The sequence below is a fragment of the Aciduliprofundum sp. MAR08-339 genome, assembly GCF_000327505.1.
Lineage (GTDB): Archaea > Thermoplasmatota > Thermoplasmata > Thermoplasmatales > Aciduliprofundaceae > Aciduliprofundum.
Genome location: NC_019942.1, coordinates 956009 through 978827 on the forward strand (window position 1 = coordinate 956009; position 22819 = coordinate 978827).

At 45.3% G+C, this 22819-nt stretch carries 19 protein-coding genes; 7 read left to right on the forward strand and 12 right to left on the reverse strand.

The window, feature by feature from the left end; genetic code table 11:
* Positions 1-17: 17 nt before the first annotated feature.
* Both alaS and ACIM339_RS05145 read left to right on the forward strand, forming a co-directional pair.
* Positions 18-2660, forward strand: coding sequence for an alanine--tRNA ligase (gene alaS, locus ACIM339_RS05140; protein ID WP_015283553.1), 2643 nt, complete (start codon positions 18-20; stop codon positions 2658-2660).
* On the forward strand, positions 2657-4312 hold the full coding sequence (locus tag ACIM339_RS05145) for a site-2 protease family protein (RefSeq protein WP_015283554.1): 1656 nt from the start codon (positions 2657-2659) through the stop codon (positions 4310-4312). Before alaS ends, ACIM339_RS05145 begins: the two co-directional genes overlap by 4 nt.
* Here the strand turns inward: ACIM339_RS05145 and ACIM339_RS05150 are convergent.
* The 5 genes from ACIM339_RS05150 to ACIM339_RS05170 are packed head-to-tail and all read right to left on the reverse strand — an operon-like array spanning position 4275 to position 10048.
* Positions 4275-4973 carry a DUF72 domain-containing protein gene (locus ACIM339_RS05150; RefSeq protein ID WP_015283555.1) on the reverse strand — a complete coding sequence of 233 codons (699 nt, stop codon included), beginning with the start codon at positions 4971-4973 and terminating at the stop codon, positions 4275-4277. The genes ACIM339_RS05145 and ACIM339_RS05150 overlap by 38 nt on opposite strands.
* Before the next feature lie 34 nt (positions 4974-5007).
* On the reverse strand, positions 5008-6708 hold the full coding sequence (locus ACIM339_RS05155; RefSeq protein WP_015283556.1) for a DUF2070 family protein: 1701 nt from the start codon (positions 6706-6708) through the stop codon (positions 5008-5010).
* A gap of 23 nt (positions 6709-6731) precedes the next feature.
* Complete coding sequence (locus ACIM339_RS05160; protein WP_015283557.1) at positions 6732-7754, reverse strand: flippase-like domain-containing protein; 1023 nt, start codon at positions 7752-7754, stop codon at positions 6732-6734.
* Positions 7745-8803: a glycosyltransferase gene (locus ACIM339_RS05165; RefSeq protein WP_015283558.1), complete on the reverse strand. Its 1059-nt coding sequence runs from the start codon at positions 8801-8803 to the stop codon at positions 7745-7747. The genes ACIM339_RS05160 and ACIM339_RS05165 overlap by 10 nt, the downstream gene beginning before the upstream one ends.
* 36 nt (positions 8804-8839) lie before the next feature.
* A complete protein-coding gene (locus tag ACIM339_RS05170; RefSeq protein ID WP_015283559.1) occupies positions 8840-10048 on the reverse strand; it encodes a M20 family metallo-hydrolase in 1209 nt (402 codons plus the stop codon).
* A gap of 79 nt (positions 10049-10127) precedes the next feature.
* Between ACIM339_RS05170 and ACIM339_RS05175 the strand changes: the two genes are divergently transcribed.
* From ACIM339_RS05175 to ACIM339_RS05190, 4 genes are read left to right on the forward strand one after another with little or no spacing between them, the layout of a single operon-like run.
* Positions 10128-10679 carry a pyruvate ferredoxin oxidoreductase subunit gamma gene (locus ACIM339_RS05175; RefSeq protein ID WP_048104083.1) on the forward strand — a complete coding sequence of 184 codons (552 nt, stop codon included), beginning with the start codon at positions 10128-10130 and terminating at the stop codon, positions 10677-10679.
* A gap of 1 nt (position 10680) precedes the next feature.
* Positions 10681-10998: a 4Fe-4S binding protein gene (locus ACIM339_RS05180; protein ID WP_015283561.1), complete on the forward strand. Its 318-nt coding sequence runs from the start codon at positions 10681-10683 to the stop codon at positions 10996-10998.
* On the forward strand, positions 10999-12198 hold the full coding sequence (gene porA, locus ACIM339_RS05185; RefSeq protein WP_015283562.1) for a pyruvate synthase subunit PorA: 1200 nt from the start codon (positions 10999-11001) through the stop codon (positions 12196-12198).
* The gene (locus ACIM339_RS05190) at positions 12195-13088 is read left to right on the forward strand and encodes a thiamine pyrophosphate-dependent enzyme (RefSeq protein WP_015283563.1); all 894 of its coding nucleotides are present in this window, start codon (positions 12195-12197) and stop codon (positions 13086-13088) included. The genes porA and ACIM339_RS05190 overlap by 4 nt, the downstream gene beginning before the upstream one ends.
* Here ACIM339_RS05190 and mfnA read toward each other — a convergent pair.
* Both mfnA and glnA read right to left on the reverse strand, forming a co-directional pair.
* A complete protein-coding gene (mfnA, locus tag ACIM339_RS05195; protein ID WP_048104085.1) occupies positions 13076-14197 on the reverse strand; it encodes a tyrosine decarboxylase MfnA in 1122 nt (373 codons plus the stop codon). The genes ACIM339_RS05190 and mfnA overlap by 13 nt on opposite strands.
* Before the next feature lie 39 nt (positions 14198-14236).
* Positions 14237-15550: a type I glutamate--ammonia ligase gene (gene glnA / locus ACIM339_RS05200; RefSeq protein WP_015283565.1), complete on the reverse strand. Its 1314-nt coding sequence runs from the start codon at positions 15548-15550 to the stop codon at positions 14237-14239.
* A gap of 110 nt (positions 15551-15660) precedes the next feature.
* On the opposite strand from glnA, the gene ACIM339_RS05205 reads away from it, so the two are divergent.
* Positions 15661-16863 carry a PLP-dependent aminotransferase family protein gene (locus ACIM339_RS05205; RefSeq protein ID WP_015283566.1) on the forward strand — a complete coding sequence of 401 codons (1203 nt, stop codon included), beginning with the start codon at positions 15661-15663 and terminating at the stop codon, positions 16861-16863.
* Here the strand turns inward: ACIM339_RS05205 and ACIM339_RS05210 are convergent.
* Genes ACIM339_RS05210 through glpK form a run of 5 tightly spaced genes read right to left on the reverse strand, consistent with a single transcriptional unit; the run spans position 16860 to position 22817 of the window.
* Complete coding sequence (locus ACIM339_RS05210) at positions 16860-17885, reverse strand: M42 family metallopeptidase (RefSeq protein WP_015283567.1); 1026 nt, start codon at positions 17883-17885, stop codon at positions 16860-16862. The genes ACIM339_RS05205 and ACIM339_RS05210 overlap by 4 nt on opposite strands.
* Entirely contained in the window at positions 17860-19026 is a 1167-nt protein-coding gene (locus ACIM339_RS05215; RefSeq protein ID WP_015283568.1) for an alanyl-tRNA editing protein, read from the reverse strand. Before ACIM339_RS05215 ends, ACIM339_RS05210 begins: the two co-directional genes overlap by 26 nt.
* 30 nt (positions 19027-19056) lie before the next feature.
* Entirely contained in the window at positions 19057-20703 is a 1647-nt protein-coding gene (locus ACIM339_RS05220) for a hypothetical protein (RefSeq protein ID WP_015283569.1), read from the reverse strand.
* A gap of 53 nt (positions 20704-20756) precedes the next feature.
* Positions 20757-21314 (reverse strand): V4R domain-containing protein, encoded by a 558-nt coding sequence (locus ACIM339_RS05225; protein ID WP_015283570.1) that lies wholly within the window; start codon positions 21312-21314, stop codon positions 20757-20759.
* Positions 21315-21359: 45 nt separating this feature from the next.
* Positions 21360-22817, reverse strand: a complete 1458-nt coding sequence (gene glpK, locus ACIM339_RS05230) for a glycerol kinase GlpK (RefSeq protein WP_015283571.1) — start codon at positions 22815-22817, stop codon at positions 21360-21362.
* Between the last annotated feature and the right edge of the window lie 2 nt (positions 22818-22819).

Sequence of the window (22819 nt, forward strand, 5' to 3'; positions counted from 1 at the left end):
GCTCATTTGCCAAATCTATGCTTGAGAGGGAACTGAATCTGCAGTTCTTCCATGAAAATGGCTGGAAGAGGTACAGATGCAAGAAGTGTGGTTCTTACTTCTGGAGCAGAGAGCCTAGGGACACATGCACGGAGGCACCCTGTGGAGAGTACAAATTTTTGGAAGAGCCAATTTTCAACCGGGAGTACTCCATTGAAGAGATGCGATCCGCATTCATAAATTTCTTCAAGAGAAGGGGGCACGAGCCAATACCACGTTATCCCGTGGTGGCAAGGTGGAGGGATGATGTCTTCCTGGTCAATGCATCCATTTACGATTTCCAGCCTCACGTAACCTCTGGCCTGGCACCTCCACCTGCAAATCCTCTGGTTATCTCACAGCCATGCATAAGGATGGTTGATGTTGATTCTGTGGGCAAGACCGGAAGGCATCTGACCGGATTTGAGATGATGGCACACCATGCATTCAACTATCCAGATAAATGGGTTTACTGGAAGGATGAGACTGTGGAGTACGCCCTCAAACTCATTGAAGAACTGGGGGGAAATGCGGATGAGGTTGTGCTCAAGGAGCATCCCTGGATCGGAGGGGGCAACGCAGGTGCCAGTTTTGAGGTCATTTATGGAGGTTTAGAGCTTGCAACCCTGGTATTTATGAATCTCAGGGAGGACGAAAGGGGCGAGGTTGAGATTGATGGAGTTCGCTATTCCGAAATGCCCGTCAAGGTTGTGGACACGGGATACGGCCTTGAAAGGTTCGTCTGGGCCTCGAAGGGCACGCCCACAATCTACGATGCGATTTATCCTGATATGATCGAGGAGTTAATGGGGAGATTGAATATTGAGAGGAACGAGCGCAGAGATATGATACTGAAGCAATTTGCCCTGATCTCACCACGCATAGAAATTGAAGATGAAGGGACCCTTGTGAATGAGGTGTTAAAGGCATCGAATTCCAGCATCAGAGAGTACAAGGAATTCATCGTACCTCTTCAGAAAATATATGCCATAGTGGATTACACCAGAAGTCTGGCATTTATGCTCACGGATGGAATAGTGCCATCAAATGCCCAGGCGGGTTATCTTGCAAGGTTGCTGATAAGAAGAACCTTGAAACTCCTGTATGATTTGGGCAATCCCGCTAGAATTGGAGAACTCGTGGAAATGCACGTACACAGGTTCTCCGATATAATGGATACGAGCATGCTTCCCATTGTTCTGGAAGAACTTGAACTTGAAGAGTCCCGCTACAGAAAAACAATGTCCAAGGGTGTGGAGATAGTAAAGAGGCATGTGAAGAAGAAGGGAAGAATAGATGTGGATGATCTCATCCTCTTTTACGATTCCCATGGCCTCTTGCCCGATATCGTTAAGAGTGTGGCCGAAGACCTGGGTGTGGAGGTTGAAGTTCCAAGGGATTTTCACGGGCTTGTTGCAAGTAGGCATGAGAGGGCTGCTAGGAAGAAGAAGATTGAAAGGAGTTACGATTTGCCCGCCACACGCAAGTTATATTACGAGGATCCTTATTTGAGGGAATTTGAGGGTGATGTCATTTATTCCAAGGATGGTGAGATCGTTCTCGATTCAACAGCCTTTTATCCAGAGGGGGGTGGCCAGCCATCGGACAGGGGGTATGTGGAGTATGGGGGAAAGCAGTACCATGTCAAGGATGTCCAGAAGTACGGAGATGTGGTTGTACACTTCATAGAGGGGCATATTCCTGTGGGAGTAAGGGTCAGGGGCTTTATTGATTGGGAGCGTAGAGAAAGGTTGATGAGGAATCATACCGCCGAGCATGTTCTTCTTGCTGCGTGCCGCAGGGTTCTTGGAAAGCATGTGTGGCAGCACGGCACCCAGAAGGACGTGCATGAGTGCAGGTTCGACATAGCCCATTACAAACCCATAACCCGTGAGGAGATAAGGAGAATTGAAGAGGAGGCCATGCGCATAATAACCTCATGCATACCGGTTGAAGCGAAGTTTATGAATCGCACTGAGGCTGAGAGGAGGTATGGATTTGTGCTCTATGAAGGAGGAATTCCCCCTGGCAGGGAGATAAGGGTTGTTAGAATCGGAAATTTCGATGTTGAGGCATGCGGAGGTACTCATGTTAGCAACACGGGTGAAATAGGATTTCTAAAGATTATGCGTACCGAACGCATTCAGGATGGTGTTAGCAGGATAATCTACACCTCCGGGTTGAGTGCCCTTGAGCATACCCACCATGTTGAGGATATTCTGCATAGAAGCGCAGAGGTTCTGGGTGTACAGTGGGAGAAACTGCCCGAGAGTGTGGAGAGATTCTTCAATGAATGGAAGGATCAGAGGAAGACCATTGATAGGCTGAAGAGGGAAAGAATGGAGTCCATAAGGAGGGAATTTGAAGACAGGGAGATCATTGCTGAACTTCTTCCTCTTGAGATGAAGGAACTCGCTATTCTGGCCCGCGAACTTGCCAGTGTGGGAAAAAGAGGAGTGCTTATAGGAGAGGATGGGAGTTTTGTGGTATTCGGTGTAAATGCCAGGAATATTGCCGGGAAAATTGCAGAATCCATGCAAGGTAGGGGTGGGGGTAAGAATGATTTTGTCCAGGGAAAGGGCAAAAGGGAGATGGTCAGAGAAGGATTAAATAAGGCGAGAGAATTGCTGGGGTTGAAATGATCAATCCAGAGGTGGAAGAGGTAAATCTCATCGTGAGAAGGTACCTGAACGTTTACGATTTCAGAATCACACCGGACCATCTTGAATTCTACTTCACCCCTGGAGATGAGAACGAATTTGAAAAGAATTTTGAGAAGTTGAGGTTGGAACTCAAGAAAAGGCAGATGGTTCCCATAGTGAGAAAGGAAACAGGAGAATATGTTCTTGTGGTCATAAGAACACCTCCAAGAAAATTTCTGGGTCTGTGGGTGAACATAGTCCTCCTTCTGGCCACCCTTGCATCGACGATATGGGTGGGTATGGGTTACTACGTAACATACTATGGCCCATCAACAACATTAAATGAAATAGTGGGTGGTTTTGTTTACTTTGCCCTACCTCTTATGACCATTCTCGGTGTGCATGAAATGGGACATTATTTTGCTGCCAGAAGGCACAATGTTATGGTATCCCTACCCTTCTTCATACCTGCACCCACTCTGCTGGGTACATTGGGAGCCTTCATATCCGTAAGAGAACCCATTCCCGATAAGAAGGCACTTGTGGATATTGGACTGGCAGGGCCCATAGCCGGGTTCATAGTGGCAATTCCTGTAACTTTACTGGGTATGTACTTGGGTACCCTCAATCCTCCGACGATTAACATAACGGAGACAAACAGGTATATCCTGCTCAATGTTCCAATAATCTACAATGTGCTTTCCTATTTTATGCCCTCTCCAGAGTTCATACATCCCATGGCCATGGCTGGATGGGTCGGATTTGTGGTCACCGCCATAAATCTATTTCCCATAGGACAACTGGACGGTGGACATGTGGCTCGGGCGATTGCTGGGGATAATACAAAGTACGTGAGTTATGCCTTTGCTGCAATTCTCTTCATACTTGGAATTTGGTATCCTGGGTGGATAATCTTTGCCCTTCTGGTAGTTTTTCTGGGTTTGAATCATCCACCACCCCTCAACGACATCACGAAACTGGATAAAAAGAGATGGGCTCTGGCAATTTCTGGATTTCTACTTCTTGCAGTTACCTTTGTTCCGGTGCCTATGCAAATGGTTACACTACACGAGGATATGCAGCTTTCCGTAAATTTAAATGGTGAAATTTTGGTTGAAAACCTTGAAAATTCAACAACTCTGCATATTATGGTGGTTAACAATGGTGAGATGAAGGAGAATACGACTGTAACCGTAAGGGGTGATTTTTACATATCAAATTCAACTTACAATTTTGTATTGGATCCAGGTGGAAGCTGGAATGGTAGCGTGGTCTTGAAATTGAAGGAAAGTGGGGTACATGGGATAACGGTATCCCTTTTAACCAGAAGTGGTTATGTAAGAGAATGGCACAGGGATTTGCTGTGCTTGAATGAAAGCAGAACTCTGCATTTTGAGCCAGAATCTGTGCATTCTTTCTCCTTCAACACCACTTTGGTCAACAATGGGAATATCTCCACAGTACAGTTTATGACCTTAAATGGTGTTTATTTCAACATAACAAGTTCCTCTTTACCAATACTGGAAAATGGAACCATGGTTATACCTGAGAATTCATCTGCCGCTTTACATTTTGTGGTCATGGGAAAAACCACCATTCTTGCTGTGGATTTGCTCAATTACCAGGCTGCTTGGATTCAAGTAAGAGTTTAAATCTTTTTGCATCTTCCCACATATGGGTGTTGTTGAACATAATGTAGTCTTCATTCTTTACCAGTTCCATTAATTTGTTCAGGTCCTCATCCGAGTACCTGTAACTATAACCGCCTATGCCGTGGAGTCGGTAGTAGGAAAACTCTCCCCATACACTCCTGTTTTTGAATGGGTCAACCACATGAATTAGATCCGCCTCCTTGCATATTTTCTTCACAATATCTAAATCCCATTTACCCCTTTGCTCCCATCCATATGTGGCTATCCTTTCCACATTATCAAAGAAATTGAGTATGTTTTCCATATTGCCCTTATTCTGCCTGAAACTTGCAGGGCTCTGAAATACTATTACCTTGGCCCTTAGAATTCTCGCAATCTCCGCAAAATTCTTCCATGAGAGCATAACATCCTCGTTGCTTTTGAAATAACCAAAATCTCCCAGAGGCCCCTTGTATCTGCGATATGTTGGACTTGACGGTGGATGCGTGATTGTTTGGGGTGCTTTAAGTGTGAAAATAAAATCTTTTGGTGTATTCTCCCTCCATCTTTGGGCAAGAGATTTTGATATTTGTGTGTAAAATGTTTTCTGGATCTCAACAACCTTGAACTCCTCAAAGTATTTTTTCTTTGCAACTGGAAATCCGCATGTGCCTATGTACATATGTTTCAATTTTGATCCCCTATTAATAATTTTTCTAAATGCACAGGAATGAGAGCAGTGCCCCCAAAAATCCGCCCACCATTATAAGGGGCATAGCAAATTTTATGGTATTGATTGCACTCTTGGTTATATTTGTCATCTCCTCCAGTTGTCCTCTTCGAGCCATTCTCAGTTTCACCATCTCTGTGTGCATGCTGACTTCAACCTCCTCGGCGTTGGAAAGTGCATCATTCACAGCATCCTTTACCATTTTTATTATTTCGTTCCAGTCATCCTTGTCCCCAACAGGGTTAAGGTCCATAATGTTGTAATTTACAATGTGATTGTCTGTGGAAAAAACCTCAATCTCGTCAAGGACATCTCCAAAGGATTCTATAATTTTGTTTCTCAATCCCTTTTTGACATTGTTTCCATCGAGAAGAATGTACCCTATTCTCTTCCCATTATGGATAAATACGGCCACCTTTATCCCATCAGGCCCAAAACTTTTGCTTTTGAATGATCTCTGGGCATAACCCACGACTATGGGAGCATCTGCTTCAAGGTTTTTTATTCTCTTTGCAATTGCATCCACATCACCATGGGTCAGGGTCAGTGGAAAGGCGTTCTTGTCAAAATTGTTATGGGCATCCACTATTGCAGCATCATCGTAAAAATTCAGAAGTTTTTTTCTGAGTATTAGCCCCGCTTTTAGATCCACATCATCAAATATATCCCTTGTTGGAAGCAGCGCCACCAGAAGATACCTTCCAAAAAGATGGGCGAGTACCTCTAAATTGCCAAATTCAAATCTCAGAGCATCACTCATTTTCCTGCATCGATTTTTTGCGTTGAGTGAATTTTTAACCACATTTGCAATCTTCTTAATATCCTTCTCGTCAGCCACATTGTTATCGTGGGTGGTCGTTGTGTGGAATATCATCAGGTTATCAAACCCCGTGAATCTTTTCAATTTTTTTGTTATATCGCTGCCACCCACCTCTCCAAAGGGGCCCGGATGGATGTAGGGGAACAGGAAAATTATTTTTGGTGTATCTCCTTTCCAAAAAACCATTGAGGATACAGGTACTGTTCTTTCAGTGTATATGTTTTCAAAGAATCTGTTTATTGAATGGAGATGTTCTCTTTCACCGTTTGAAAGGTAGTTTATGAAGGATGCTATGAACCAGAGGGGATCCTCACTGAACTCCCTTACAAATTTGGCAACGGAAATGCGAAGAATGAAGAGCGAGGAAATCAGATAAATTCCGGAAGCTATGGTGTATGAAATAGTGAAATTTCTTGCAGTGAACAGGGCAATTACTCCGTATATCATGTTGTAATTGAGAGAGGTTATTATCCCCAAGACAGGTCTTTTTCTCATAAATACAAAGTAAACGAAGGTTCTGAGAAACACGGCGGATGAGAATGCGAGCAGCAGGGAAAACTCAAATGAAAAAAACCTCTGAAATATCAGTATTTGAATGAGTACCTCTATGAAGATGAGCAGGTTCAATGTGAGTATTCTTTTGCCCGGAAAATAGGTTCTTCCAATCTTGATCATAGCATAGTCAAGAAAATTAACCAGAACGTATGGAACACCGAATATGAGCAGCGCCTTCCATATGTCCCAGTATATGAGATAGGAGGAGAGGAGAGTAAAGATTATTGAAAGGGTTATGGTGACCTCATACCTGGGAGTCGTTATTATATGTCTCCGCAACGAGAGTATGTACTTTTCTCCCTCTTGACCCATTTGAATTCCCCAATATTGCGCATTTATTTACCTTTTGCGATGTAGTGAAGGGTGAAGACAAGTCCTACCCCGAGATTCATATAGAATGTGAGAATTCTCCACACAACTATCAGGGGACCAAGAAACTCGGAAGGAACCCTCTGACCATAGAGGAAATATGCCGAAAACTCTGCAAGACCGCTCCCTCCAGGGGATACAGGGATCATGGTGATGAGAACTATTATCATCTGAAATGTGTAGGATATGAGCCACATCGGATCCTGTCCGAAGCCCATAAGGAGCACAGAGGGTATTGTAAATCCACAGGTCCACATGAGAGCCGTTGCCCCCATTGCAGCCACAAAGTGCAATTTTTTTCTTTTGAATATGGTTATTGTGCTCTCTGAGAAGGTGACAAATTCCTTTTCCATTTTTTTGAGTGTGTTCCATCTCTTGGCGTCCTCCTTTATTATGAACCTCAGAATCTTGTCAAGTTTATGTATTTTCTTTTTGAACCTGTGCGGGTGAGTTACCAGAAACATTGTAAAAAGGCCTGCGAGACCAAGAAGCACGGCCGATGCGATCATGAAATATTTTACCCCTGCAAGGTCTATTGAAAGCCCCACAAGGAGGAGAAGAATGGGAAGAGAGATTCCGAAGAAGAGGAAATCTATTAGGCGCTCTCCCACGGTGAGAGCAGTTGCGTCTCCTACGGAGGTGTTACCCCATGTCATATTATCCTGGGAGAGCATGTATATCCTCATGGGTTCTCCACCCATGGACGATGGAGTGACTGCGGCCATAAACTGACTTACCATGACTATGCGAAATGCCTTTCTTAAGCATATCCCTATGTCCAGAGCGGAGGCAAGGATTTTTATCCTAATGGCCCAGAACGTCCAGGCGAAAACGTTGAGGATTATTGCGTACAGAATTATCAGGGGATTAAGGCTCAAAATTATGTTTCCGGCCTGCTTGGTATAACTGAGCATGAATATTATGGCCAGGGATGTGGCGCTTATAACGATGGATATGATGAGCCATTTTCTGTACTTTTTCACATCCATTGGAAGATCACCCTCATGGCGTTTTCCACGGATTTTGAAACATCGTAATTACCCTTGAATCCTCTGTAATTCTTTGCCCTTTCAACCATCTCTCCAAGGTTTATTTTATCCTGGGTGGTGTACCCGGCTATACCGGTATTTTCGAGGTACCGTGCAAGGTACTCCTGTTCAGGTTGTCCTGGAGTGGGTACGAACATTGCCTTTCCCCCAATCACATACAGATCCATAATGGTTGAGTACCCTGAGCGGGATATCACGATTTTGCTTCTGTTCATAATCTCCTCTCTTTTCTCCATGCTAAGGTAGGGAAATATGCGTACGTCATTCCTTTTCTCTCCATCCTCTGGTCTGCCGAGAGTAACAACTACATTTCCTTCAATACTGTCCAGACTTTCAAATACCCTCTTTTCGAATATGCTTCTCTGAGGTTCTGGACCTGAAATGGATATTAGCACGTCAATATCCCTTTTCATGTTTCTGTACCTGAATGGAGAGAGGGGTCCTATGTACTCAATTTTATCCTTCTCCATCATCTTCAAATTGTGGGACATCTCCCCCGATAGGGAATTTTCTCTGAAATCCGGAACGAGAATTCTTTTGAAAAATCTGGTGATGTACCTGTTGTAAATGGTTATTCCGAATCTCAGCAACTTGAGCGGAACCATGATGCGCAGTTGGTGAATTATGAGGAAGGATGGAACGTTTCTGTGAAACACATCAAATCTGCTATCGGATATTATGAGATCAAAATTCTCTCTCTCATGCAAGTTTACAAATTCTCTGTGTGAACCAAGCATCGTACTGAGAATTTTGTTTGAGTGCATGAAAAAATAGGGGATGAACTGATGAGCCTTTTCAGGATACTGTATCGGAAAATCTGGAATTTGATAGAGTTTCAGATGTCCCATCTCTTTTCTGAGCATCTGCGCAGCCCTGCCGTAGGATACAAGCACAATCTCGTGACCCTCCTCTTCCAATTTTTTTATGAGTGGAAGACTTCTGGTCACGTGTCCGATCCCAAGAGAGCATATGCCAAACGCAATCTTCACAAAATGGAAAAAAGAGGGATTGTATTAAATGTTTTCTTAACTCAATGCAAGGTATATGAAAACCTTTGCATCGTTTATGCAATTATCAACGCGGCAGTACTCGTTTGGTTGGTGCTCCACGTCGTCTGCGGTCATCCACACAACTGCGGGTATGCCAACTCTGCGGAAAAATGCTGCTACTGTGCCCCCTCCGATTCCTCCAGCAACAGGCTCTATACCCCTGAGTTCTCTAAGCGCCTTCATCAATTTTTGCACAATTTCGCTGTTCACATCCGTAGGGGGTGCTGCCTGAGATGCCTGCACTATCTCCACATTTATTTTGACATTCTCTTTCTTTTCATACTCTTCCGCAATTTTCCTCACATCCCCTATAACATCTTCAATTTTGTAATGGGGAAGCACACGGAAATCAAAGTAAATCACATCCGTGCCGGGTATCGTGTTTATATTATCCACATTCCTCTCCTTCTTGGTTATCTCAAATGTGGAGATTGGAGGTTCAAATGTGCTATCCTCATCTGCATACTTTTTGTGCAGGTACTCATCCACCGCAAGGGCAAATTTCATGGCCGCCCGGTGTGCGTTCACACCTGTATGGGGCATTGATGCGTGGGCCTGCTTTCCAATGGTAACAATTTTTATCCACGCCGCGCTTTTCTCCGCGATTTCCACAAACGAGCCATCTGGAGCACCTCCATCCGGCACAACAACAAGGTCATTGGGCTTGAATATGCCCTTATCCATGAGAAATTCTGCCCCGTATCTGCTTCCAGCCTCCTCATCTGCAACATAGGCAAGCCCTATGTTGTACTTTGGTCTCATTCCTGCCTTCCGCATGGCCTTTGCTGCAAAATATGAAGATACTATCGCCTGGCCATCATCGAGGGTTCCGCGCCCGTATATCTTTCCGTCCTTCAAAATCGGGTCATAGGGGTCATGCTCCCAGAGAGATAGGTCCCCCTCTGGTACGGTATCCATGTGACCTATGAGCCACAGGGTTCTGCTTCTATCCTCCCCGTATATTATACCAATCAGATTTGGTCTCTTTATTCCGTTTTCATCAAGGGTATCGTAGCGCTCAACCTCGTCGCATATCTCCCTAAGTTTTTTTTCAAGCCAATCTGCTCTTTTTTCCTCACCCTCTCCACCACCTGCAGGGTTCACAGCCTTTATTCTGTTCATTTCAATTGTGAACTGGATCAACTCTTCTCTCATACTTTCAAGTTTTTCAAACACCTTTTCCATCATGGGTGGGATAATTGCGCACAATAAGATTAAGGTTTTCATGGTAAGATTTAAGGTAGAGGAGTGTATAACCCCCACCATGTACGAGGTAAGATTCCATGGAAGAGGTGGTCAGGGAGCCGTTACAGCGGCTAATATCCTGGCCATAGCAGCTGTGAAGCAGGGATTCTACGCTCAATCGTTTCCATACTTCGGTGTGGAGCGGAGAGGAGCGCCCGTGCAGGCATTTACAAGAATAGATGACAAAAAGATTGACATAAGAATGAACGTGTACAATCCGGATGCGGTGGTTGTGCTTGATCCATCGCTCATGGACGTCATTGACGTTACCGAGGGACTTAAGGAGGGGGGAATAATTGTGATAAACACCTCCAAAAAACCTGAAGAGTTTGAACTAAAAAACTTCAAGATTGCCACTGTGAACGCAACGGAGATTGCACTGAGGCATCATCTTGGTTCACAGGCAGCACCTATTGTGAACACATCTATTCTGGGTGCCTACGCAAGGGCGGTAGGAAATGTGAAGGTGGAGTACGTTGTGGAGGCAATTCGTGAGAACGCTCCTGCAAAGAAGGAGGAAAACGCTCTGGCTGCCAAGGAAGCCTATGAGCAAACTGTTTTGGGGTGGTAAAATGGAGATAATAACAAGAGGAGCCGTAATTCCTGAACCTGGAAATTCGGTTGAGAACAAGACGGGAACCTGGAGGGTATTCAAGCCCGTAATAAACTACGATAAATGCATTCGGTGCCTTATATGCTGGCAGTTCTGCCCGGAGCCGGCGATATGGAGGCACGATGATGAAGAGACAAAGATGAACACTCCTGCACCCAAGGAAGCCCTAAAGCGACTGCCCGTTGTGGAGATTGACTACGATTACTGCAAGGGGTGTGGAATATGCTATAACGAATGTCCTGTTAAGGCAATAGATTTTGTGAAGGAGGAGAAGTAAATGAAGGCGATGATTAGAGGAAACGAATCAATAGCGTACGCCTTTAAACTGGCAAGGGTAAAGGTGATACCTGCATACCCAATAACGCCATCCACGCTTGTACCTGAGAAGATAAGCGAGTTCATAGCCAACGGTGAGATGGATGCCGAGTTTGTGACTGTGGAGAGCGAGCACAGCGCCATAAGCGCGGCCATAGGGGCAAGTGCCCATGGTGTTCGTGTGGGTACTGCCACTGCATCCCAGGGTCTGGCTCTCATGCATGAGGTACTGTTCATTGCCAGTGGAATGAGACTTCCAATCGTGATGGGCATAGGAAATCGTGCCCTCAGCGCTCCCATCAACATATGGTGCGATCATCAGGATATGATGTCCCAGCGTGATACGGGATGGATGCAATTCTACGCGGAGAGCAATCAGGAGGGTTTGGACCTCGGACTTATGGCATTCAAGATCGCCGAGGATGAGCGTATTCTCCTGCCAGCCATGGTTGGTATTGATGCCTTCGTTCTCACGCATACCGTCGAGCCCGTGGAGCTGCCGGAGCAGAGGGATGTGGATGATTTCATAGGTGAGTTTGTGCCCCATTATGTAACCCTTGATCCTGAGAAGCCGGCCACCCTTGGAGCATTTGGATTTCCTGAGTACTTCATGGAGTTTAAGTACGGACAGTGGATTGCCATGGAGAGGGCAAAGAAGGTCATAGATGAGGTGTTCAGCGAATTTGAGGAGAGATTTGGCAGGACTTACAAGAAGGTCTATCCAGAGTTCATGGAGGATGCGGACATTGTTCTCATAACTATGGGTTCAATGACCTCAACCACCCGAGAATTTGTGAAAAGGCTTCGTGCTCAGGGCAAGAAGGTTGGGCTTCTGAAGATCACCACATTCAGACCATTCCCGAAGGAGGAGCTGAAAGAACTTCTCAAGGGTGTGAAGGTTGCTGCAGTGCTTGAACGCAACATATCCTTCGGATTCGGAGGTGCCGTTTATGCGGAAGTTGGAGCTGCATTTGCAAACATGGAGAGCAAGCCCAAGATTGTGGATTTCATTGTGGGTCTTGGAGGAAGGGACATAACATTCAAAACGCTAAATGAGGTCTACGAGATTGCAGAGAAGGCAGCCAAGGGAGAGAAGGTGGACGAGGTGAACTGGATTGATGTAAATAAGGAGGCCGTGCTTAAAGCGGAGGGATTACTATGAGTTACGAAAAGGAAGAATTTTTCGCACCTGGTCATGGAATGTGCGCTGGATGCGCCGCTCCCATAATTGTGAAATGGGTACTCAAATATGCAGGTCCAAATACCATAGTGGTTAATGCCACAGGATGCTTGGAGGTGGCTACAACAGCATATCCGCGCACATCCTGGCGTGTACCATGGCTCCATGTGGCCTTTGAAAATGCTGCGGCTGCCGCCAGCGGAGTAGAGGCTGCGGCGAGAGCCAGAGGTGAGAAACTAAATATAATTGCCTTTGGCGGGGATGGTGGAACTGCCGACATAGGGTTCCAGGCTCTCAGCGGAATGGTTGAGAGAGGGCACAACGTGCTCTACGTGCTCTATGATAATGAGGCGTATATGAACACTGGAATCCAGCGTAGTGGCGCCACACCTTGGGGAGCATGGACCACCACCAGCAAGGTCGGGCAGGCAAATCCTATAGGCAAATTGGAGCCCAAGAAACCAATTGCAAGAATAATTGCAGCACATAATGCCAAGTACGTTGCAACGGCAAATCCTGCAATATTCAACGATTTTAAGAAGAAGGTTCAGAAGGCACTCAGTTACGAGGGTCCTCGCTTCCTACATGTGATATCCTCCTGCACAACTGGATGGAGGCATGACCCGAGTAAGACAATAGAGATAATGAAACTTGCAACGGATACTGGTATATTTCCACTCTGGGAAGTTGAGGACGGAGACCTTGAGAACATGCGCATAACATACAAGCCAAAGAAATTCAAGCCTGTGGAGGAGTACCTCAAGCCCCAGGGCAGGTTCAGGCACCTGCTCAAGAACCCAGAGTACGTTAAGATGTTGCAGGAACAGGTTGATGCATGGTGGGCCAAGTACGGGCACCACTATAAACCATAATCTCTTTTTATATTTTTGAGTTCTTCCAAGAACCTCTCAATAACTTCTCTGGTTACGTGGGGCATAACCACTATTCTTACCGTGCTGTATTTTGGGTTTGTTGATATTCCCCATCCTCTTGTAAGGAGGATCTCTTTTGCTTTCCTTACATCTTTTAGCCCAATGTTCACGATGTTCATCTCCGGTTTGAAGGGCACATCAAAACCCTCTTCCTCGGCTCTTTTTACCATGTATTCTGCTCTATCCATGCATTCTTTCACCACTTTTCTATACCCTTCCCATCTGAAATGCAGTATTGCTGCGTAGGCGGCAGCCACACTTCCACTCTGCCTTGTGCCAAGGAGCGTGTCACTCTTTCCCCCCATCAGGTACGGAGCATCCACCGCAATTCTCTCAAATAAATTCTCCCTCGCAACCAGCCCGCCAGCGGGGTATGGTGCCATGCCCATCTTGTGGGGGTCAATTGTTACGCTCATCACATTCTCCACATCAAATCCGAATTTTTTATCTGTGTGGCCCAACTCACGCAAAAATGGGATCACGTAGCCTCCAAAGGCAGCATCCACATGCAAATAGCATCCCTCATCGCATAATTTCGATACCTCTTCAATTGGATCAATGAGGCCCAGGGGTGTTGTGCCCGCGGTTAGAACTACAATGTCTCCTCTTCTCAATTCCGATGACAGTGCGTCTATATCCATTATGCCATTCTTCACTTCCAATCTCTTTAAGGGTATTTTGAGCAATTTTGCAGCCTTTGTTACTGAAAAATGTGCATCTTCGGTTGTCAGAATCCTGCTGTATCCCATCTCCCGTGCGGCCCATAGGGCTGTTATGTTTGCCTCTGTGCCCCCGCTCACAATACGCCCGTAAAAATCCTCACTGCCAGAAGTCAATTTAAGTAGGAATTTCACAACCTCTCTCTCCAGTTCAGCAGTTCCGGGATAGAGCCCTGCATTGCCCAGATTTGCCTGGTAAAATTTGAAAAACGATTTTAAAACCACATCCGGGGGCTTTGTGTACATGGAGCCTAGAATCCTACCCTCTTCGTAGTGCATATCCCTGCTGTAGTACCCGTCCAGTAGATTTTCTATTTCCTCATCATCCATCTCCCTCAGCATGCGCTTGTAGGATTAATAAATTTGCAGTTAAAGTATTGGCAGTAGATTCTTTATCTCCCACTCCGTAACCTGGGCCCTGTATTCGCTCCACTCCTTGCGCTTCACATATAGAAAATGATTGAATACGTGCTCTCCAAGGACTTCTCGCATAAACTCGCTTCTGCTCAGGTGGTGCAATGCCTCGCCCAAACTCTCGGGCAGGGATTTTATTCCCAGTTCTTCTCTTTTTTCTGGACTCATCGCAAATATGTTCTGCTCAACGGGTTCGGGAGGCTCTACTCTTTTTGCTATTCCGTCAAGGCCGGCTGCAAGCATCACGGCAAATTGCAGATACGGATTTCCAGCAGGATCAGGATTTCTCAGTTCTATCCTTGTCTTCATGCCTCTCCCTGCGGGTACTCGTATTAGTGCACTTCTGTTTAGATTGGCCCAGGAAATGTAAACGGGTGCCTCGTATCCGGGCACAAGGCGCTTGTATGAATTCACCCACGAGTTCAGTATGGCGGTGGTCTCATCTGCATGCTTGAGCAATCCGCCAATGTAGTGAAGGGCCACATCGCTCAGTTCCCATGGCCCATTTGGGTCGTAGAACCTGTTTTCATTGCAATCTCTGCTTAAAAGACTCTGATGCACATGCATTCCGGTGCCGTTAACCCCGAATACCGGTTTTGGCATAAATGTGGCGTATAGCCCGTATTTGAGGGCAACCCTCTTTATCATAGCCTTCAGTGTTAGAATCCTGTCGGCTATGGTCAGAGCGTATCCGTATCTCAGATCAATCTCGTGCTGTCCTGGAGCCACTTCGTGATGTGCTGCCTCAGGCATGTAATCTATGTCTGCAAATATCCCTATTATCTCCTTGCGCACCTCCTCACCCTGATCAACAGGGCCAAAATCAAAATAACCACCGTAGTCGTTTGGCTCCAGAGTTGGCTTTCCGTCTCTCATCTTGAACAGAAAAAATTCAAACTCTGGCCCTGTGACGAATTTGAAATTCATACTCTCTGCCTTTTTCAGTGCTCTCTGAAGCACGTACCTCGGATCGCCATCAAATCTCTTGCCGTTTGGCAAATATATGTCACATATGATAGTTGCCGTTTTGGGATCATCGGGCAGAATTTGAAACGTTTTTGCATCTGGAACCGCACGCATATCACTCTCGTCAATGGTGGCGTATCCTGCAATGCTGGAACCGTCAAAGAGTATTCCCTCGCTTAGAGCCTTCTCAAGCATTATGTGAGGTATCATAACGCTCTTTACCTGCCCCAGAATGTCCATGAATTGCAGGTGTATGTACTTCACACTCCTCTCCTTCACCATTTTTAAAATCTCTTGCTGCATATGAAACAATGATTATCCAAGATTTAAAACTTTCTTTTACCAGATTTGGTAAAATTGAACATGGAATAAAGTTAATATCGCACGCACACATTACCCTCTGGTGGTAAAAAATGTGGGATGAAGAATTCTCGGAGATCGCAAAACGCCTTAAAGCATCGGAGATTAGAGAACTGCTTAAAGTTACCCAGGAGCCTGATATAATCTCGCTGGCCGGGGGTTTGCCAAGCCCCAAGGCCTTTCCCGTTGAAATAATCGGGGAAATCGTCTCCAATATGCTTGAAAAGCATGGGGATAAGATGCTTCAATACGGTTCAACCGAGGGTGTTAACACTTTCAGAGATACTCTCGTTGATTTTCTCACCTCACGCTACGGGTTCAATAATCTAAAAAGAGACAATATTCTCATCACAACGGGCTCTCAGCAGGGTCTCTATCTACTCGCCAAGGTATTTATCGATCCCGGAGATTATGTGATCATTGAAGCGCCAACCTATGTGGGAGTTCTCACGGCGTTCCAGTCCTATCAGCCGCGGTACGTATCCATTGAGATGGATGATGATGGAATGAGAATGGATATGCTTGAGGATGCACTTAAGAGATTGAAGGGTGAGGGAATAAGGCCCAAGATGATTTATACGATCCCAACTTTCCAGAATCCAGCGGGCGTGACCATGTCCGAGGACAGAAGAAAGAGACTTCTGGAACTGGCGGAGGAGTACAACCTTCTCGTTGTTGAGGATGCTCCCTACGAGGAACTCCGTTTCTCCGGTGAGCCTGTTCCCCAGATCAAGCGATTTGACCGCGAACACAGGGTTGTGTACCTCGGCACGTTCTCAAAGACCCTCAGCCCGGGAATGAGGGTTGCCTATATGGTGGCCCACGAGGAGATAATTCACAAGGCCGTGCTTGCAAAGCAGGGCATAGACCTGTGTACCAGTCCGTTCCTGCAGTATGTGGCTCAGGAGTACATCAGGGGTGGCTATTTTGAGAAACACATACCCAACATAATCAAATTGTACAGAGAAAAGAGAAATGTGATGCTGGATGCCCTTGAGGATTATTTCCCGGATGGCGTTAGATGGACTAGGCCCGATGGTGGAATGTTCCTTTGGGTAACTTTGCCTGAAGGAATGGATGCTGAAAAACTGTTCAAGAAGGCCATTGAGAAAAGGGTGGCATTTGTCATAGGTGCAGCGTTCTTCCCAAACAGGGACCACAGAAATACCCTGAGATTGAATTTCACCTATCCATCAGAGGAAGAAATAAAGGAGGGTGTGAGGAGACTTGGCCAGGCGATAAAGGAAACCCTCTAATTCCCATTTATTATTTTTTCCAGAAGGCTAATTGTGTTTTTTATATCTGCAATGTGGCACATCTCCACTGGACTGTGTGTGTATTTTACGGGTATGCATATGGGCAGCGCCCTGAGACCATGATTAAAAGCAACCGCAGCGTCTGTACTTCCACCTGTTATCGCCACCTGAACAGGTATTCCGTTGTTCCTTGCTATTTTAAGAACCTTATCCCTGAGTAACTCTGATGATGCGCCCCGTCTGTCAAAGAATCTTATTGCAGGCCCCTCTCCTATTTTCACAGGACTCAGGTGGAAGGGTACGCCTGGCATCATGCCGCTTGTCATTGTATCTATGGCGTAAACTTCATCAAAATCCATACGGGAGGTTATGGCACTTGCACCCCTCAATCCAGTCTCCTCCTGAACGGTCCAGATGAAAGTAACCTTGTTCCGGAGATTTTTCCCCTTTAGAATCTGGATGAGATAGTAGAGAATTGCGCAGCCAACCCTGTCATCTATTCCCCTTGTAACGATGTAATCTCCCATTCTAACAAAATCCTTCTTCCATCTTCCAGGCATTACAGGTCCCACTCCAATTTCTATGGCCTCCTCGTAACTCTTTGCTCCTATATCTATGGCCAGCTCTTTCCATGTTGGATTTTTCTTTTTATCTTCGGATGTGCTTAGATGAGGAGGAATCAATCCAATTACACCGTAAACTATTCCCCGGGGAGTGAATATCTCAACCACCCTCCCGTAGAGCATTCTGTCATCCACTCCACCCACGGGGGTAAAACGCACATAGCCGTCCTTTTCAATGTGCGTGGTTACAAATCCTATCTCGTCCATATGTGCCATTATGGCTATATGCTTCTCACCCTCACCAAGGGTCACGTAAACGTTGCCCACAGCATCCATCTGTGGCTTCAGGTCCTTCAACTTTTCGAGGAGATAGTTCCGTATTGGGCTTTCAAATCCGCTCACTCCGGGAAGCATTACAAAATCTCTGAGTATATCAACTATATCCATTTTCATCACCATGCAATTGTAATGCCTTTTCGCATATAATATTTTTCAGAATTTTCGTAAACTCATCAGGGTTTGGAACGCTTCCGCTCAGAAAATTGCCCTTTCCACCGCCTCTACCACCCATGCTCTCAATGAGATTCATATACTCTTCCCTTGCCCAGGAATGCGCTGGATTGAAGGCCATGCATACCACGTTGTTTATTGCATAAATAATTACAGCGTCCCTATGATTTGCAAGTTCCATGGCTCTTCTCTGAATGATCTTGTGATCCCCGTAGGGGAATATCTGGTGATAAATTTCCACATCTCCGCAAAGATCCATTGAAAACTCCCTGCTCTTGCTCAGCTCTCGCAGGGCGTTGAGCATCTTTTTACTCTCCTCCTCCATATTTTCCACATATTTTTCCACACTCTCCATGCTCAGGTTTCTCTTCCACATTATTCTCCTTAGAGTTTGAGACACTCTGAAATGATAATTTTTTGCTCTTTCCCCTATGACGAATTTAACCTCTTTTTTCTTTCCCATTCTGATCCATGTTATGGCAAAATCTCCTATTTCTGAAAGGTTTTGGATATGCACACCCTTGCATGCTGATAGGTCATGCCCCTCAATCTCTATCACCCTTATGGCATCTTCCTTTATTCTTTCAATTTTGATTCTTAATTGGGGATAGTCCTTTATCTCCTCTCTGCTTATCCAGAATGCCCTAACTTTTCTTCCCTCTTCAATGAGCCTTCTTGTATCCCTCTCCGCCTGCAGGATATCCTCAACATCAATCTCTCCCGTGAATATTATGGAGGATTCCTCGCCCAAATTTATTTTGCCCATCCGTGCTCCCATATTTTCCAGAAATCTGAAGAATGTGTGCTCTGCAGTGTGGGAGCGCATGAGCAGGTACCTTCTCTCCCAGTTTAGATCTATCTGTAACTCTTCGCTCTTGCATTCTCCGTCGATTTCATGCCAGAGATTGCCAATGTGCCTTATTTTGAAATTTCTCCCTCCGCATATGGCTGTGCCCTCATCCGCTGGCTGCCCACCCCCTCCGGGGTACAGGATGGTATTGTTTAGGAGAATTCTGTTGCTCTCAACCTTGAGAACCTTGAATTTTGCACTCTTCAAATAAGGGTTCTGGTAGTAAAGGTACTGAAGCATATGGGTAAAACAAAAAGATATAAAAAATAGTTATGGAGAGCGCCGCTTTTTGAGAACTGCCGCGACTATCGCGATGATCACCAATACAACCACCAGCACTGCGATTCCTATGACTGTGGGCATAAGCCAGGGATTCTCTGGTGTGTTGAGTATTCCAGCTCCTCCGCCCTTAACATTTTTCATGGAATCAATTTCTTTCTGCGCATTGCTGTATGTTATTGCCTGTGTGTCAAATTTCTTGGTGCCTATCTGTACGCCCCCTCCAACTATGAACTTCTTGGATGGGGAGTAGAAGTACCAGAAATCAAAGTTTGGGATGCTATTCTCCTTCGGTATGTTGAGATGTACGATGTACACATTCTCTCCTCCATACTCCATTGTACCACTTATCCGCATGGGCGCAACGGTTATTCTTGTGCTCTTGTTTATTGTGCCATTGGAGAACCCGGGTATGTGTGTGTTGAAGGTTTGCAGATTTATGGGGAATGTCAGGTTTAGCACATTTTCCAGAATCTTCTTGTATTTTTCCTGAAGCCCAACTATGGTTATGGTTCCATAATATTTGCCCCTTGTCACCATTGTTATATTTTCCCTGCTTTTTGGAATAAGCGGTAAGGAAGGATTGTAAGTGGTTGTGGTGTTCTCCTGCACTTCTGCCAGGATGGTGAAATTGAAGTTGTCATACAGGGGGAGCGATTTGACCTCGTTCAGCAGTTTTTCGTATCTGGGCACGATTACGGGCACATAAAAGTCCCAATCAAGGCTCGCGGACCACTCTTGGGGCATAAGCGAGACGGAGAAATGGTATGAGTGCCCCTTGAAGGAGGTTTTGAATCCCAGTTCTACGGGAGAGAACTGATTGAAGAAACTCGGATTTATATGGAGGCATAGGTAGTCTCCCGTGTCCAGGTAACCATCGTGATTCTGGTCAATCACATTCACACTCACAAGACTGGAGTTAACATACACATCGGAAGTTTTTATGGTTGAATTTATGGGAATTCCATCGAGTGTCTCGTTGAGATAGGTTTTAAGGCATATGTTGGTGAGGTTGCTCATTGAAGAGATGTAGTTTAGGTCCATTCTTATGCTCAGATCCTGGTATCTCACAGCCTTTGACTCTATCATGGGATAGAGAATCAGGGAGAGAGGTATGTTCTTTCCTTTAAAATGCAATCTGAAATAATTGTAGGAGTTTGAGATTATCTTGGATACGTTACCGGGTGTGCTTTCAATAACAGTGCCGTTGGATAGGTGCTTGGTAATGAGGCTCACCATGGCAGATATGTTCAAATTCTTTGGCTCCACGCTCCCGTTGATCACCTGGGAAACATTTGTGGCGTAGGGAAAGACTCCATTGGCGTAGAAGGAAAGGTTTGCATTGGTGTATTCTCCACCTTCATATTCAATTCCATTGCCCGTGGCCATCATTGCCTCTGCCATTCTGAAAGTCCCGTTTAGAGAGGAATCGTATGAGTTGATCTGGTATGTGGAGTTCATATGGTTGAACTTTGAAACGAGCATATCGGTTAAAACCTTAACGTAGGGCTGTAACTGGTCCTTCAAATTCACGTTTAGTTTGAAACCCCATTTCTGGTTCTCCTGGGCGATCGCGGTGCTTGCAAGTATGCTGAGGGATAAAATTACCACCAGCCCAATACTTAGTAACCTCTTCATTTCAATCACCTGTCCATGGTATATATGCGGTTCCTCATAAAACTTCTGGATTTTTATTCTTTTCTCTCAATTAAAAATTCGCAGTACTCATATCCCTGCGCCTTGCATTTCACTTCCTTTCCTTCGTATTTTGATTTTTCTATCTCCTCAACAATTCCTGTCAGAACCCCTCTCATGAAATGGCATACTGGCTTATCGCCCTTGCCCTCGTTCTCTATGTAACTATCTGCCTCAAAAGAATCGTATAAAATCATTCGGTAATTATCACCTTCCTTAAATGAGTCACCAATGGCCCATCCAAAATACCAGCCCACGGCTGCCAGAACATCGTACATACTTATATCATCTATATCATCATTTATTGAGTTCGCATATTCCCTGACGAGTCTCTTACCTATTCTCTTTCCTCCTCTGTAAAGTACGAAATCTCCCACACCACCGAACAATTCCTCCATATCTTTCTTGAGTTCGTACGGAAAATAGCGTGTAGATAAAAGCACGTATCTATTCCCGTAGAATTCTATCTGAAGATTTTCAGAGCAGCATCTACCATTCTTGCCCAATTTTTTAAGGGTTTCCTTTGCCCTCCTCTCAATTTCCTCTTTTTTCATCTATCTCCCCAGAATATTTAGGGTTCCATACTATTTAAAACCTTCTCAATCAATTACCCAACCAAGGGACCTTGAAACGGCTCTTTTCCACCTTGCGTACAGTTTTTCCCTTTCTGCCTCATTCATTTTGGGAACAAATTTCCTATCCACCTCCCACAGTTTCTCAAGCGTTTGCATATCCCATACATCCTCTTGCAATCCTGCCATAAACGCCACCCCCATGCTGGTACTTTCTCTGTTAACAGGTCTGAGAAGGGGTACGCCGAGAATATCCGCCTGGAACTGCATGAGGAAGTTGTTTATGCTCGCTCCCCCATCAACACGAAGTTCCCTAACAAATATGTGTCTTTTGATCTCTTCAACCACATCCCTTGTCAGATAGGCAATGGCTTCCAGAGTTGCCCGTACAATGTGCTTTTTTCTTGTTCCCCTAGTTATTCCTATTATGATACCTCTTGCGTATGGATCCCAGTACGGGGAACCTAGACCTGAAAAGGCGGGTACGAAATAAAGATCTTCGTTGCTTCCTAGGGATCTTGCAAGTTCTTCCGTTTCCTCGTAAGATTCAATGAGACCCAGATCTCGGATCCATTTAAGGGCCGCTCCTGTTATGAATATGCTACCCTCAAGTGCATAGTTCATTTTATTTCCAATTTTCCAAGCTATGGTGCTGAGCAGGTTCCTTGAGTTTGGCACACTCTCACCCGTGTTGATCAGCAGGAAATTTCCGGTACCGTACGTCACTTTGAGCATTCCCTCCCTGAAACATGCCTGGCCGAACAGTGCAGCCTGCTGATCTCCAAGCACTCCAGAAACTGGTGCGTTTCCAAGGAATTCCTTGGCATGTCCGTAATCATCTGCAGAATTCAATACTTCAGGTAAAATCTCCTCGGGAATTTTAAATATTTCAAGAAGTTCATCATCCCACTGGCCCCTTTTTATGTTGAACAGCATGGTGCGCGATGCATTGGAATAATCCGTTGCGTGCTTCCCTGTGAGTTTGTAAATTAGATATGAGTCCACAGTACCGAACATAAGTTCTCCCTTCTTTGCCCGCTCCCTAGCCCCTTGCACATTATCCAGGATCCATCTTATTTTACTGGCTGAAAAGTACGCATCTCCAATGAGTCCGGTTTTCTCCCTTATCAGATCACCATACTCTTTTTTCACCCTTTCCATGAATTCTGCCGTTCTCCTGCACTGCCACACTATTGCGTTGTATACAGGCTTTCCGTTCCTGTCCCAGATTATGGTTGTCTCTCTCTGATTTGTTATGCCTATCGCAGCAACATCTCCCGGCTCCAATTTTGCCTTTTTTATTGCCTCTCTGGCGGCGAGGATCTGTGCGTTCCATATTTCCTCTGGATTGTGCTCAACCCATCCCGGGCGTGGATAGTACTGGGGAAACTCACGGCTTGCCGAGGAAATGATCTTTCCCTCCTCGCTGATTATAAAGGCCTTTGCGTTTGTGGTACCTTCGTCCAGAGAAAGAATGTATGGCATCC